Origin of the sequence: Alishewanella sp. WH16-1, from assembly GCF_001441695.1 — a bacterium.
GTDB classification, from domain to species: Bacteria; Pseudomonadota; Gammaproteobacteria; order Enterobacterales; family Alteromonadaceae; genus Alishewanella; species Alishewanella agri.
On record NZ_LCWL01000103.1, the window covers coordinates 1 to 12,594 of the forward strand.

Sequence of the window (12,594 nt, forward strand, 5' to 3'; positions counted from 1 at the left end):
ATCTCTCTCCCTCCGCCACTTCTAAGCACAGTAAGCCATCCTGATTCCTACACTTTACCATTCAAAATGATTTTTAACTTAACGTTAAAATTAGCGTTTAATTTCATTAATTTAAATTATAACTTTATTGTTTTTCAGCAAAATCGGTGCCGGGCGCCATCCTATGTTTATTACGAATAAGTATTAGGAAAAAACGGTGCGCTGGGCTATGCTAGCTAACAGAATAATTCTATACCTGAATCTCCTGGCTCAAATGGGAGCAACAGGTAAGCCAGTATAACGGAGAGCCAAGTTGATTAACGTGCTGTTAGTTGATGATCACGAGCTGGTAAGAACTGGGATCAGTCGCATACTAATGGATGAGCGCGGTATCAAGGTGATAGGCGAGGCCAGTACCGGCGAAGAAGCCCTGCAATTTTGCCGGCAACATGAACCTGATGTGGTATTGATGGACATGAATATGCCGGGTATGGGCGGGATGACCGCCACCAAGCGTATTTTGCATTACTGCCCGGAAATTAAAATTATCGGTTTGTCGATCTCCTGTGAGGAACCCGTGCCCACTAAAGTGATGCAACTTGGTGCAGCAGGTTTTATTTCGAAAAACACCCCGCCGAAAGAAATGATTATGGCCATTAAAAAGGTCTACTCCGGCGCGCGGCATATTTCCGACGAAGTGGCACAAAAAATGGCACTGGCCAAGGTGAATAACCAGCAGGCTAACCCCTTTGAAGGCTTATCCGATCGTGAACTGCAAATTATGCTGATGATTACCCAGGGCCAGAAAGTCACAGACATTGCCGAGCAACTTAACGTTAGCGCTAAGACGGTGAATTCTTATCGTTACCGGATGTTTGAAAAACTGGCGATCAGTGGCGATGTGGAATTAACTCACCTGGCACTGCGCCATGGCATGATTGATATCGCGAAAATTGCGCACTAATACCCGAAATATCCATGTTTGACGCCAAAGCCTTTCTGGCGACCGTACCACAGCAGCCCGGTGTTTATCGGATGATAAACGCCGCAGGCACAGTGATCTATGTTGGTAAAGCCAAAGATCTGAAAAAACGCCTCAGCAGCTATTTTCGTAAAGAAGTCGACAGCATTAAAACCCGGGCGCTGGTCAGCCAGATCAGCCAAGTCGAGTTCACGCTAACCCATAGCGAAACCGAAGCGCTGATCCTGGAAAATAACCTAATTAAAGAATACCTGCCAAAGTACAACGTACTGCTGCGCGACGATAAATCTTACCCTTATATTCTGTTATCCGCGCATAAACATCCGCGGATCAGCTCACACCGCGGCCCGCGCAAGGTGCCGGGGCAGTACTTTGGCCCTTACCCTAATGCCGGTGCGGTGTGGCATAGCCTGAAAACCCTGCAGAAGATTTTCCCAATTCGCCAGTGTGAAGATGGTTTTTACCGCGCCCGTACCCGGCCGTGTTTGCAGTATCAGTTAAAGCTGTGTAGCGCGCCCTGTGTCGGTAAAATTTCCGACCAGGATTACAGCGAGCAAGTACGCTTAGCCACCTTATTCTTAAGCGGTAAAAACCAGCAGGTAATTGATGATCTGGTGCAAAAGATGAACAGCGCCAGCGAACAATTACAATTTGAAGCGGCGGCTGCGTATCGCGATCAGATCAGTGCACTGCGCCGGGTGCAGGAGCAGCAGCATGTCAGCGGCGAGCATGAAGAGCTGGATGCGATTGGCTTTAGCCTGCAAGGGCAAACGGCAGTAGTACATGTACTCTTTATCCGCGATCGGAAAATTCTGGGCAGTAAATCCTATTATCCGAAAGTGCCGGCCGATACCGAAGCCGCCGAAGTGCTGTCGGCCTTTTTGCTGCAGTTTTATTTAAGTGGCCACAGTGAGCAGCAAATTCCAAAAGAAATAGTGTTGCCACTGGAAATACCCGACACCGAAGCCCTGGCGGACGCCATCAGTAAGCTGGCCGAGCATAAGGTACGCTTAACCTATGCCAAGCGTGGCGAGAAAGCGCAGTATCTCGCGCTGGCACAAAAAAACGCGGCGATAGCCTTGGATAGCCGGCAATCGTTAACACAAAAGATGCGTGCCCGCTATCAGGCGCTACAGCAGCAGCTGGCACTGGACCATCCCATTAGCCGGATGGAGTGTTTCGATATCAGCCATACCATGGGGCAGGCGACGATTGCCGCCTGTGTGGTATTTGACGGTGAAGGGCCCTATAAGCAGGAATACCGCCGCTATAACGTAACCGGTGTCACCGCCGGTGATGACTATGGCGCTATGCGCTTTGCTCTGGACAAGCGCTACGGTAAGCTTAGCGATGAAAGCAAAATTCCGGACATTGTGTTTATCGACGGGGGGCAGGGCCAGCTGAATATCGCCTTAGAACAATTTGCCAACTGGCCCTTTGCCAAAAAGCCGCTGTTAATAGGTGTGGCAAAAGGTGTTAGCCGTAAAGCCGGCCTGGAAACGCTGATTTTATGGGATAGCGGCCGTAGCATTCATTTACCCGAGGATTCGCTGGCGCTGCATTTAATTCAGCAGATCCGCGACGAAGCGCACCGCTTTGCGATAACCGGGCATCGAAATAAACGCGGCAAGGCGCTACTGAAAAGCCCACTGGAAAATATCGCCGGTATTGGCGAAAAGCGCCGCCAGGCTTTGTTGCAATATTTAGGCGGTTTGCAAGGCGTGTTGCAAGCCAGTGTTGCCGAATTGTGCAAGGTACCGGGAATTTCCAAACAACAGGCTGAAAAGATTTACCAGGCTTGCCAGAACAAGTAGCATAACAACCAGGACTGATGTGAGAACTAAAATGTGGAATATTCCTAACCTGCTGACCCTCTTTCGCTTGCTGCTGATCCCGGTGTTTATTTACTGTTTCTATTCGGGCTTAGAACATGCCCGCTTCTGGTCGGCGTTGGTGTTCTGTTTAGCTGCGGTAACCGATGCGCTGGATGGCTATCTGGCCCGCCGCTTACAGCAGTCCACACCCTTTGGTGCCTTTCTTGACCCGGTCGCCGATAAGGTGATGGTTGCCACGGCCCTGGTGCTGATTGCTGCCGACATTCATAACCTTTGGGCAGTAGTGCCGGCGATTATTATTATCAGCCGCGAAATCTTTATTTCAGCGCTGCGCGAATGGATGGCGGGCCTTGGCAAACGCGCCAATGTAGCCGTCTCTAATCTGGGCAAATACAAAACCATCGCTCAGATGCTGGCGTTAATTGGCCTGATTTGGCAACCCCAACTGCCCTTATTTGCCTGGTTTACCCCGGCTGGCTGGATTTTGCTGTATATCGCCACCATTTTAACCGTGTGGTCGATGTACGAATATCTGCGCGCGGCCTGGGCCGATTTAGCCGCAAACTAGTGCTACTGAAACCGGGCCTGAACTGCGCGTGTTTCGACTGTCGCAGCGGCCGGTTTTGAAACAGGATGCCGCCGCAGGGGGCAGAACAAAGCAAGTTGCTGTTTTTACCGCCGATGCTGTTACTTTTTAAGCAAACGGTCATAAAACTAAAAATTTGTTATTGACGACTCAGTATAAAACAGTAGAATGCGTCTCGTGTTAAGGCAGATGGCCATAGCAACGCGAGTTTAGCTCAGCTGGTAGAGCGCGACCTTGCCAAGGTCGAGGTCACGAGTTCGAACCTCGTAACTCGCTCCAACTCTCAGAGTCGGAAAGCTTAGTGGCGGGTTGGCAGAGTGGCCATGCAGCGGATTGCAAATCCGTCCACCTCGGTTCGACTCCGGGACCCGCCTCCATTAACACCCTGACTGACAGGTTAAACAGGTGTCTGCCCGGGTGGTGAAATCGGTAGACACAAGGGATTTAAAATCCCTCGGGGGAAACCCCGTGCCGGTTCAAGTCCGGCCCCGGGCACCATTTTATACTGACCAGCAGTATAAAAGTTTCAAAATGCGAGTTTAGCTCAGCTGGTAGAGCGCGACCTTGCCAAGGTCGAGGTCACGAGTTCGAACCTCGTAACTCGCTCCAAATTCCAAAAAAGCCGCTGCCAAAGCGGCTTTTTGCATTTTAGGCTCAATCCCAACACTACACCGTTCTGCTCCCCGTCTCCGGTACGCATGCGTACCGGAGACGATCCTGCGATACTAAAAAGAACACCTAAACCCAACGCTAAACCGGCCTACGTCTCCGGTATGCTTGCCGTACCGGAGACGCCACCTGCGATATCAAAGTGCACAACTATCTCAACCAAGCCATATTTCTAGATCAGCTTAGGCGTCGAACACTGATCAAAAAACCAGTAATCGTAAGCATACTGTAAATTTGTATATCGCAAGGTTTTAACCCGCTTTCCACTGGCTAAAAAAATACCTAAGATCAAAACGATTGATTAAATGCAAGTTATTCGTTAGCGTAGTGTCATAATTGAAAATAGAAGGGCGCTTACACTGCGTGAAAGCAGGTGCGTTCCAAACTATAAAGATGTTATGCAGGGGTAAGAAATGAAGCATCGAGATATTCAACCTGCACATGAAATTGCTGTTCTGGAAAGTTTTAAAATCTTTCTATCAAAGGAAGGCTGCGATCTTAAAGTTTTGAGTAGACCAGATCCTCCAGATGCAATCGTTGATATTGATGGAAATACAACTTGGATCGAAATTTCTGACGCCTTTCAAAACAGCGAATGGGCAAGAAGTATTACTACTTATGCCGCTGACGATAAAGTACATATTCCTGGTGGGAATGGATTAACTTTAAACCCTGATGAGGCTTCAATAAACATTGTCACTAAAGTCATACTCAACAAATATGACAAAAAAACCATGAATAGCATTATGGCTCAACATGGCCCTGGTATTTTGTTGGTTGGCATGTATACGCCGATGACTTTCCCTGAAGATGTAATTGAGCAAGCCGGTCATGAGATACTTGAAGTAATATCATCAAGAAAACAGATTTTCGGTGCTATTTATTTATATAGGAATTCGTTTGGTAGCCACTTGTTTTATAAGCTTTTATAGTTCTAGCTTGGTGCAAATGCATAACAAGCGCCAGCACAAACGCGCCCGTTGGGCGCTCGACTCGCAACAAGTTGCTCGCGTGTGTGGCGAGCGTTATGGCTAAGTAATTTCGAGTTCCGATGTGTTAGGGAAGATTCATGATTAATGAAATAAAAAATTGGTGGAATTCAGTGCCAAAGGCCCAGAAAACTGGCCTGATTGTGTTAGCGGCATTTATTGCGGCAGTTGTTATCATGAGCTTTGGAGTGATTATTGGCTCATCTCTGGGCAAGGTTGTCTAATGTTGTTGCCCACGGCAACAGATACATTTGAACACCTATGTCAAAAAGGGCTGCCAACATTGGCATTAGCTCAGGCACGCGGCTCATCAACCGAGCAATGTAGCCATAACAAGGCCAGGCACGGCGACGTCTTTTTCGTTGCGGCTTCGCCTTCACTACAAATCCGCGCGTGCTGGCGGCGTTACATGTTTTTCTAGTAAAGGAGTATCGATGAGTATCAACTGGGAACTAGTGATAAAAATAGTAATGCCACTGATTACTCTATTTCTCGGTGCATGGCTAAAAAACTTTATGGAAGCAAAGGAAAGGCTCATTGCACATTACGGCCATGTATCTTCATTTAAATTAAAAAGAACCGATGGTGATGAGCAAGATAAATGGGTGTACACACATTCGGTTGTCGTGCGGAATACAGGTAGAAAGCCCGCCACTAATTTGCGTCTTGGGCATAACATTTTACCTGACAACGTTATTGTTCAACCCGATATAGATTACTCTATTAAAGATTTGCCTGGTGGCAGTAAGGAGCTTGTTTTTCCTGTGCTTCCACCAAAGAAGGAAATAACAGTCTCCTATCTATATATTCCCCCGTTAACTTACAACCAAATAAATTCGCACATTGAGTCTGATGCTGGTGCGGCAAAAATTGTTAATGTCTTGCTTCAGCAAGTCTATCCAAAATGGGTAAACCTTTTGGTTGCAATTCTAATGTTTACAGGTGCGGTAACTTTAATTTATTTTTTGGTTTTGGTTTCAAAGTGGCTAATAAACATGTAACAAGGCCAGTCAGCAACGGCCACTGCGTGGCCTGGACCTCAAACCCGCTGCGCGGCTTTTCGGCCGCTGCTGGCTGCGTTAGCAGCTTTCAAAATGTAAAGGTTAGTACGTGTTTTAATTCTGGCTTTGCTCCCGTCTGGTTTTCTTAGCGGGTAAGCCAAAACGTAAAGTCCGCCTGTTAGTTGGTTAGTCGCTGGCGGCGAGGGCGGTAGCGTTGTTCCTTTGGTTCATTTGCTCCGCTTGCAGCAAGTTTTAGGCTTCAGTCATTTCGTTGTATCGCACTTGGCTGGTTAGGTTTTTAATTTATGGGTGCAGTGGCTTCGGTCAACATCGCGTGGCGGCAAAGCCGCGAAAGTGTGGTGTTTGCTGCTAACAAGTTACTGCACCGGAAAAATTACTCGCTGGCGCTCCCAATTTTCCGGTGAGCAATGCGTTATGTTTCAGGATGGTCATGAGAGAATATTTGGAATTTGAGCAATTATCCGAAATAGATGATGAGCTGAAACTAAGGATTAAAGGCGAGAGTGACGGCTTTGCTGGTGTAGCTGACTGCTATGTCAATGAAAAGCAGTTTCAGGGTTTTTGTGAACAGTTGATCGGCTTTCCCAAGAAACGAGAGGATATCATCCGATTTAGTTCTGGTGAAAGTGAACAGATATCGTATTTTAATATTAATTTATCGTGTGCAGACAATTCTGGCTGGATACTGGTGGCAGTAAAAATTGTATCCAGAGATACGCGCTATCCTCGTGATGAGGTATGTTCTACAGCTTCATTTTCATTCAAAGTAGAGCCTGCCGCATTCGACCGATTTGTAAGTGGCTTATTTCGCGTATCGGTAATCAAGAATGTGGGTTCAAAAGCGGTCCTGGTAAATGAAACATAACAATACGCATCACTCGCGGCCTGCGGCCGCTGGGACGCCAAACCCGCTGGCGCGTTTTTGTCGCCCGTGTGCGCGGCGTTATTGGCCCGGGCCGTCTTCATTTTTGCCGGGCTCAGTGCAAAGGCCTTGGCATCGGGTTTGGCTGCAAAGCCGCCTGTGTTGGTGATGGCCAAGGCCGGAAAAGTTGCTGTCGGGGTTGGTTGCCAAAGTCACCCGCAGCATGGTTATTCATGGCGTGCCCTAGTCGCGGGGCCGTCCAGTTCAAACAGTAATCGGGTTGGTGCGGTTTGCGTTCTGGTTCCTTTCGCCATCCGCTGGGGTGGTGCATGCTGTTCGGGAGAGGGCATGCAGCGCTGGGTGCCAAGGGAGACCTTGGTGGTGACCGGCCACTAACCAGGCGGTCAACCGGACGCCAAAAGCGTACCGCTTTTGGTTCCCTTCGCTGCGCTCCGGCGCCGGTTACCTCAGCGTTATACGTTTTCTGAATTACGGAGTATTCAATGAGAAAAACATGGAGTTTTGAAGTAAAAGGCCGTTCCATTAAAGTGGTTAATAGTTGGCTTCATGGTGCGAAACTTTATGTCGATGGTGACTTTAAAGATCATGACCGCAGTTTTTTCGCTTTTGGTGGTAAGGTTTTGCTTTCTACAAACTTAGGTGAATTGGGTATATTGGAAATTGAGCCTAGAGCTTTCGTTACTGTAGAAATTGATGTTTACCTTGCAAGGGATGGTAAGCGGCAGCTAGTGTTCAGTTCAACAAAACGGTTGCCTTTGAGTCAGCAGAGAGATATTCGTTAAAAACGTATAACAAACAAATTTTATCGCCAGCAAAAAGCGCTGGCTGCGACGTCAACCCGCTGCGCGGCTTTCCGCGCTAAATTTGGGCGTTATGTGCTGGGAGGCATTTTTGCGCAACAAAATTAAATATTTTACTTTTGCATTCTTTATTTTATCTGCATTATTCCAATCCACAGTACACGGCAAGGAAGAGCGCATGTCAGGGCCAGCGCAAAACGGTGTTCTTATCTACTCTGGCGATTTGAGCAACCTATCAGAGTTTTATGAAAAACTTTTTGGTATGCGAGTTGTTCGCAAAACCAATGATTTTATTAGCTTAGAAACGAATGGCTTCAACTTAATCATTCATGTGCCACCATTCGATATTCCGACTAAAGCCTTCAGCTCCATTAAGCTTTTCCTCACGGTGGATGATATGGCTATGTCGCGTGAGGAGGCTGTTAAATTAGGTGGTCAAGCATTTGAGGGCGAGTGGAGCAATCCAATATTTAAAGTATCAAACATCGCAGATCGTGATGGTAACCACATTCAACTTCGTCAATTTAATAAATGATAAAAAGTACGTTATTGGCAATAGTAATGGTTAAAGCACATAACAATGCGCTGTTGTCGCCGCTATCGCGGCTGGGACGGCTTACGCTGCGCTTCAGCCGCCCCAAAGCTTTGCGTTAAGTGGCTTGGAGGCCGCATTTGATATTCGAATTCATTAGAAGCCTGTTTTCCTTCGACCTGCTGGTTGAGTTGAGTGAAAATAAAATCACAATGCAAAAGTTTTCAACCGGGCAATTTATTGAAATTGAACCTTGGATATCGCTAGAAGGCGGGAAGGGAAAAGAAAATATTAAGGCTATTGGTCGAGAGGCTAAATCGTTATCGGGGCCAACTATTCAGACAACGAACCCTTTTTCACACACTAGAAGTTTTATCGGAAATTTCACGCTGGCTGAAAAGATATTGCAGCATGGTATTTTTACTTTGAATAGCTCAAAGTTAAGAGCCGCGCCGAGAGTAATCATGCATCAACTAGAAAAAACTGATGGTGGGCTAAGCGATATAGAGGAGCGAGTCTTACGTGAACTTGCAAGTGGTATGGGAGCAAGGGAAGTCCTGATCCATACTGGCAGTAAAATCAATGTGCGCGCACAGAGCTATGATGATATTAAAGCTAAAATCAAAGCCACTTAACAAGTTGCTTAATTTCGTTCCGGCCACAAAAAGCGTGGCCTCCACTGGACTGCCTACGCTGCGCTGCGGCAGCCAATTAGCAAGGCGTTAGCTTTCGCCGGAGTCCAAATATGGTTTCCAAAGAAGAAATTACAGAGTTCTTAAAAACGGAGTTTCCTCAAACAAAGTGTACGGTCGAGGAGATCGGTTCGCGTGGCGCTACGGTTAGGCATCGTATCGGTTTTGAAGAACTCCGTCCTGGCGGTACGGTCTCCGGTCCCGTATTGATGGCAGTTGCCGATGTGGCACTCTACGTAGCTATCCTGGGTGAAATAGGTTTGGTGCCGCTTGCTGTAACGACCAGTCTCAACATTAATTTCCTGCGTAAGCCGTCTTCCGATCGGGATATTATCGGGCGTTGCTCATTATTAAAGATAGGAAAGAGCCTTGTGGTCGGAGAGGTATTTTTATATTCGGAAGGTCTTGCTGAACCGGTGGCGCACGTTGTTGCTACTTATTCGGTACCGGTATCAAAAAGCTAACAAGTAAAGGCAGCGGAAAACCAAAAGCTCCGCTCCGCTACACTTTTGTTTTCCGCTGCTTTAAGCGTTAGGCATTCAAGGAGGAAAGGTGCACACTTCAAGTAATAAGTATCTTCTGGCTGCGGCAATATGTTGTTTTGCTGCCGCACTTGCTCATCTTGGCTGTATTGTATTCGGAGGAGATTGGTATCGCTTCTTTGGTGCAGGTGAACAGATGGCTGTGATGGCAGAGCAAGGGCTTTGGTATCCGACAATTGTAACCTCTGTTATTGTTATGGTGCTTCTGGTTTGGTCGCTTTATGGCTTGTCGGGCGCGGGTGCAATTAAACGTTTACCGCTTACAAAATTAGCGCTAGTCCTTATTGCCAGTATATTTTTACTTCGTGGCGTTTCCTTCACTGGGTTAATGCCCATTTTCCCGGAAAACAGCCTGATGTTTTGGCTAATTAGTTCTGGTATATGTTTATTTATTGGCGGCTTGTTTGCTTTAGGTTCTTGGCAGCAGTGGTCAGTTTTAGGTGCAAGAAATGCCTAACAATGCGCAGCACTCGCGGCCTGCGGCCGCTGGGACGCCAAACCCGCTGGCGCGTTTTTGTCGCCCGTGTGCGCGGCGTTATGTGACTCTCAGCATCAAGCTGATCTTTAAAAAAGGGTATCTAAATGGATTTATATTTTAATAGTTTAAACTCAGGCCAAGTAATGGCGTTTGGCTTAATGTGGAATATCTTGCCAATTATAGGTGCCATCTTAGTTCATCTTGCCTTCAGTGCTGCAGTATTTAACGACGCCAACAAATTACAAAGAGAGCATGGATCTCTAGCATTTGTAAATTCTTGGTTGTGGTCTTTGGCTGTTTTAGTTGGTGGTGTATTTGTTGCTTTAGCTTATTGGGTTATGCACCATTCAACAATTGCTAAACATTAAATGTCACATAACAAATTACTAAATTGCGTTCCGGCCACAAAAAGCGTGGCCTCCACGGGACTGCCTACGCTGCGCCGGTGTGCTCAGCGTTATGCCTTTTAAGGAAGAATCGTGAAGATCGAGAAAATAACAATAAAAAATTGGAGATCAATAAAGGATCAAGTCATCTATGCCCAGGACTTGATGGTGATAATTGGTCAAAACAATCACGGAAAATCAAACTTATTGTCTTCAATATTGTTTTTCTTCGGTGAGATTAAGCATCATGATTTGGATTTCCATAAAGGCTCCACGGAATTATTTGTTGAATTGCAGTTTGGGTGCCTAGATGAATCTGACAATACAACCTTCAAAAAATATTTAACCTCTGAAGGCAAAATTGTAGTTAGAAAAACAGCGTACTTAGGCGGTAGCTTTGAGTATCGTGGTTATATCGAAAACCCTACAGAAGAATGGCTCCAAGAGGCAAATGCTAGCGCATACACAACAAGAGAGTTGGCCAGCAGTCTTCCATTTCATCCATTTATCCCTGCTACAGGAAGAATTTCAAAGCAAGATATTGTTAATGCTCAGGCTGCCTACATTCAACAAAATCGAGATGCAATAAATTTTAGCTATGAGCTTGAGGCTACAAATTTTCTAGGTCTAAAGTCTGTCGCTAGTGGAATATTCGGGGAGGTATACTTCATTCCTGCAGTCAAGGAAGCGTCTGACGACTTTACTTCAAAAGATTCTAGCGTCTTCGGAAAAATGTATTCCGACGTTGTAGCATTAATGTCAGAAAGCAACGATGAATGGAAGACAACTAAAGAAAATTTAGGGAAGCTTTTCGAAACACTGAATAAGAAAGACAAAGATGGCAATGTAAATGAAGGGCGGCCTAAGCAGCTTTCGGATTTTGAAGAAGAGCTCGCGACAGAATTGGTTACATGGGGGGCAAGAGTTGATATTGAGATAAGCTCCCCAGATATTGAAAGTGTATTCAAAGCAAACACGCAAGTGTGGGTTGATGACGGGGTAAGAACCGATATAAAGCGTAAAGGTCATGGATTACAGAGAGCATTAACAGTTGCACTGATCCAAGTTGTCGCCAAAAGAGCTATTGCAGCCGCTGCGAATAATGGCGATGAGGGCGAAAGCGCAAGAAAAGTATCAAACTCCAGGTACTTTATTTTTGAGGAACCTGAGCTTTATCTGCATCCTCAAGCACAGCGATCCTTATTTGATTCGTTCGTTAATCTTTCGGAGTCTGGAAGTCAGGTCATTCTGTGCACTCACTCTAGCGGCTTAATTGATGTTGAACGATACAAGTCAATCTACATTGCCACCAAAGAAACCGGTTCGGATGAGACTACAGTAAAGCAATGTGTGGATGATCTATTTGAAGGTGACGCAAAAAAGGACTTCAATTTATCCTATTGGATAAATCCAGATAGAGGCGAGTTATTTTTTGCTAGCAAGGTTGTGTTGTTGGAAGGGGCTACAGAAAAGACTGTTTTTCCTTTGCTGGCAAAAAAAATTGGGGTGTTTAGATATGATTACACGCTTATTGATTGTGGTTCTAAAGACAACATTCCTCTCTATGTCAAATTGCTCAACAAATTCAAGATACCCTATGTGGCTGTATATGATCGTGATCATCAGCAAGGAAAAGGCGCAGATGCTATTGCCTCGGCTAATACATCTACCCAAAAGATAGAAGATGTCATCGATCCCGCCGTAGGAAAATCTCTTGTCTTGGTTAACGATATAGAGGAGGAGCTTGGGCTTCCAAAAGGAGGTAGTAGCAAGCCCTATATCGCTTTGAATCATGTCACCTCTCAAGGATTTACTTTGAGTGAGGGGATGAAGCAGAAAATCAGCCTCGCGTATGGCATCGAAGTCGAGGCATAACAATGCGCTGCACTTGGACAAATTTACGCTGCGCTTCAATTTGCCAGTGAGCGCGGCGTTAGCTATGAGCACTGAAAAATTTATGCTAAAGAAATTATTGAAGTTATTTTTTATCTTAATAGTTGCGCTCTCAATCATATTGGGTTGTGTTTTTGCATACTATAAGTATCAGGAAAATCTCAGAAAGCAGAAAGAACTAACGTATGACACAAAGGCCAAATGGAACTGGGAAAATGAATTTGGTCGCATACAGATCGCTTATATCGAAGAAATGGGAACCTCAATACTTAGAAAAGTCAATCTGGAAGAAAATTATGCAATTTATCTGAGGTATCCCCAGAAAT

General features: G+C 45.9%; 15 protein-coding genes and 4 tRNA genes. All 19 read left to right on the forward strand.

Translation table 11 applies throughout. The features are described from left to right. Positions 1-292 precede the first annotated feature (292 nt). A complete protein-coding gene (uvrY, locus tag AAY72_RS10665; RefSeq protein ID WP_057787418.1) occupies positions 293-943 on the forward strand; it encodes a UvrY/SirA/GacA family response regulator transcription factor in 651 nt (216 codons plus the stop codon). Beyond that, the gene (gene uvrC / locus AAY72_RS10670; RefSeq protein ID WP_369815355.1) at positions 943-2,775 is read left to right on the forward strand and encodes an excinuclease ABC subunit UvrC; all 1,833 of its coding nucleotides are present in this window, start codon (positions 943-945) and stop codon (positions 2,773-2,775) included. Before uvrY ends, uvrC begins: the two co-directional genes overlap by 1 nt. Before the next feature lie 31 nt (positions 2,776-2,806). Continuing rightward, on the forward strand, positions 2,807-3,364 hold the full coding sequence (gene pgsA, locus AAY72_RS10675; RefSeq protein ID WP_057787422.1) for a CDP-diacylglycerol--glycerol-3-phosphate 3-phosphatidyltransferase: 558 nt from the start codon (positions 2,807-2,809) through the stop codon (positions 3,362-3,364). 221 nt (positions 3,365-3,585) lie between these two features. Then, positions 3,586-3,661, forward strand: a tRNA-Gly gene (locus tag AAY72_RS10680). Positions 3,662-3,685: 24 nt separating this feature from the next. Beyond that, a tRNA-Cys gene (locus tag AAY72_RS10685) sits at positions 3,686-3,759 on the forward strand. A 34-nt stretch (positions 3,760-3,793) separates the two neighbouring features. Beyond that, positions 3,794-3,880 (forward strand) — tRNA-Leu (locus AAY72_RS10690). A 35-nt stretch (positions 3,881-3,915) separates the two neighbouring features. After that, a tRNA-Gly gene (locus tag AAY72_RS10695) sits at positions 3,916-3,991 on the forward strand. A gap of 473 nt (positions 3,992-4,464) precedes the next feature. Beyond that, positions 4,465-4,983, forward strand: a complete 519-nt coding sequence (locus tag AAY72_RS10700) for a hypothetical protein (RefSeq protein ID WP_008983310.1) — start codon at positions 4,465-4,467, stop codon at positions 4,981-4,983. A gap of 137 nt (positions 4,984-5,120) precedes the next feature. Then, positions 5,121-5,264 carry a hypothetical protein gene (locus AAY72_RS16735; protein WP_156411314.1) on the forward strand — a complete coding sequence of 48 codons (144 nt, stop codon included), beginning with the start codon at positions 5,121-5,123 and terminating at the stop codon, positions 5,262-5,264. 210 nt (positions 5,265-5,474) lie between these two features. Next, positions 5,475-6,041, forward strand: coding sequence for a hypothetical protein (locus AAY72_RS10705; RefSeq protein WP_057787424.1), 567 nt, complete (start codon positions 5,475-5,477; stop codon positions 6,039-6,041). A gap of 451 nt (positions 6,042-6,492) precedes the next feature. Further along, the gene (locus AAY72_RS10710; RefSeq protein ID WP_057787426.1) at positions 6,493-6,927 is read left to right on the forward strand and encodes a hypothetical protein; all 435 of its coding nucleotides are present in this window, start codon (positions 6,493-6,495) and stop codon (positions 6,925-6,927) included. Between the two features lie 500 nt (positions 6,928-7,427). Beyond that, positions 7,428-7,727, forward strand: coding sequence for a hypothetical protein (locus AAY72_RS10715; protein WP_039925282.1), 300 nt, complete (start codon positions 7,428-7,430; stop codon positions 7,725-7,727). A gap of 109 nt (positions 7,728-7,836) precedes the next feature. Next, positions 7,837-8,280, forward strand: a complete 444-nt coding sequence (locus AAY72_RS10720; protein WP_132581104.1) for a VOC family protein — start codon at positions 7,837-7,839, stop codon at positions 8,278-8,280. A 188-nt stretch (positions 8,281-8,468) separates the two neighbouring features. Then, positions 8,469-8,912, forward strand: coding sequence for a rod shape-determining protein (locus AAY72_RS10725; RefSeq protein ID WP_231728953.1), 444 nt, complete (start codon positions 8,469-8,471; stop codon positions 8,910-8,912). 110 nt (positions 8,913-9,022) lie between these two features. Further along, positions 9,023-9,433, forward strand: coding sequence for a PaaI family thioesterase (locus AAY72_RS10730; protein ID WP_008983330.1), 411 nt, complete (start codon positions 9,023-9,025; stop codon positions 9,431-9,433). 88 nt (positions 9,434-9,521) lie between these two features. Next, entirely contained in the window at positions 9,522-9,968 is a 447-nt protein-coding gene (locus tag AAY72_RS10735; RefSeq protein WP_057787432.1) for a hypothetical protein, read from the forward strand. 125 nt (positions 9,969-10,093) lie between these two features. Then, positions 10,094-10,357, forward strand: a complete 264-nt coding sequence (locus tag AAY72_RS10740) for a hypothetical protein (protein ID WP_008984300.1) — start codon at positions 10,094-10,096, stop codon at positions 10,355-10,357. Between the two features lie 111 nt (positions 10,358-10,468). Further along, positions 10,469-12,250, forward strand: a complete 1,782-nt coding sequence (locus AAY72_RS10745; protein WP_057787434.1) for an ATP-dependent endonuclease — start codon at positions 10,469-10,471, stop codon at positions 12,248-12,250. 64 nt (positions 12,251-12,314) lie between these two features. Next, the coding region (locus AAY72_RS16935) for a hypothetical protein (RefSeq protein WP_231728954.1) at positions 12,315-12,594 on the forward strand (280 nt) is incomplete at its 3' end.

Bases quoted from the DNA above. Each gene is read 5' to 3' on its own strand.
- pgsA (WP_057787422.1), top strand. From the start codon at position 2,807: ATGTGGAATATTCCTAACCTGCTGACCCTCTTTCGCTTGCTGCTGATC.
- AAY72_RS10700 (WP_008983310.1), top strand. From the start codon at position 4,465: ATGAAGCATCGAGATATTCAACCTGCACATGAAATTGCTGTTCTGGAA.
- AAY72_RS16735 (WP_156411314.1), top strand. From the start codon at position 5,121: ATGATTAATGAAATAAAAAATTGGTGGAATTCAGTGCCAAAGGCCCAG.
- AAY72_RS10705 (WP_057787424.1), top strand. From the start codon at position 5,475: ATGAGTATCAACTGGGAACTAGTGATAAAAATAGTAATGCCACTGATT.
- AAY72_RS10710 (WP_057787426.1), top strand. From the start codon at position 6,493: ATGAGAGAATATTTGGAATTTGAGCAATTATCCGAAATAGATGATGAG.
- AAY72_RS10715 (WP_039925282.1), top strand. From the start codon at position 7,428: ATGAGAAAAACATGGAGTTTTGAAGTAAAAGGCCGTTCCATTAAAGTG.
- AAY72_RS10730 (WP_008983330.1), top strand. From the start codon at position 9,023: ATGGTTTCCAAAGAAGAAATTACAGAGTTCTTAAAAACGGAGTTTCCT.
- AAY72_RS10740 (WP_008984300.1), top strand. From the start codon at position 10,094: ATGGATTTATATTTTAATAGTTTAAACTCAGGCCAAGTAATGGCGTTT.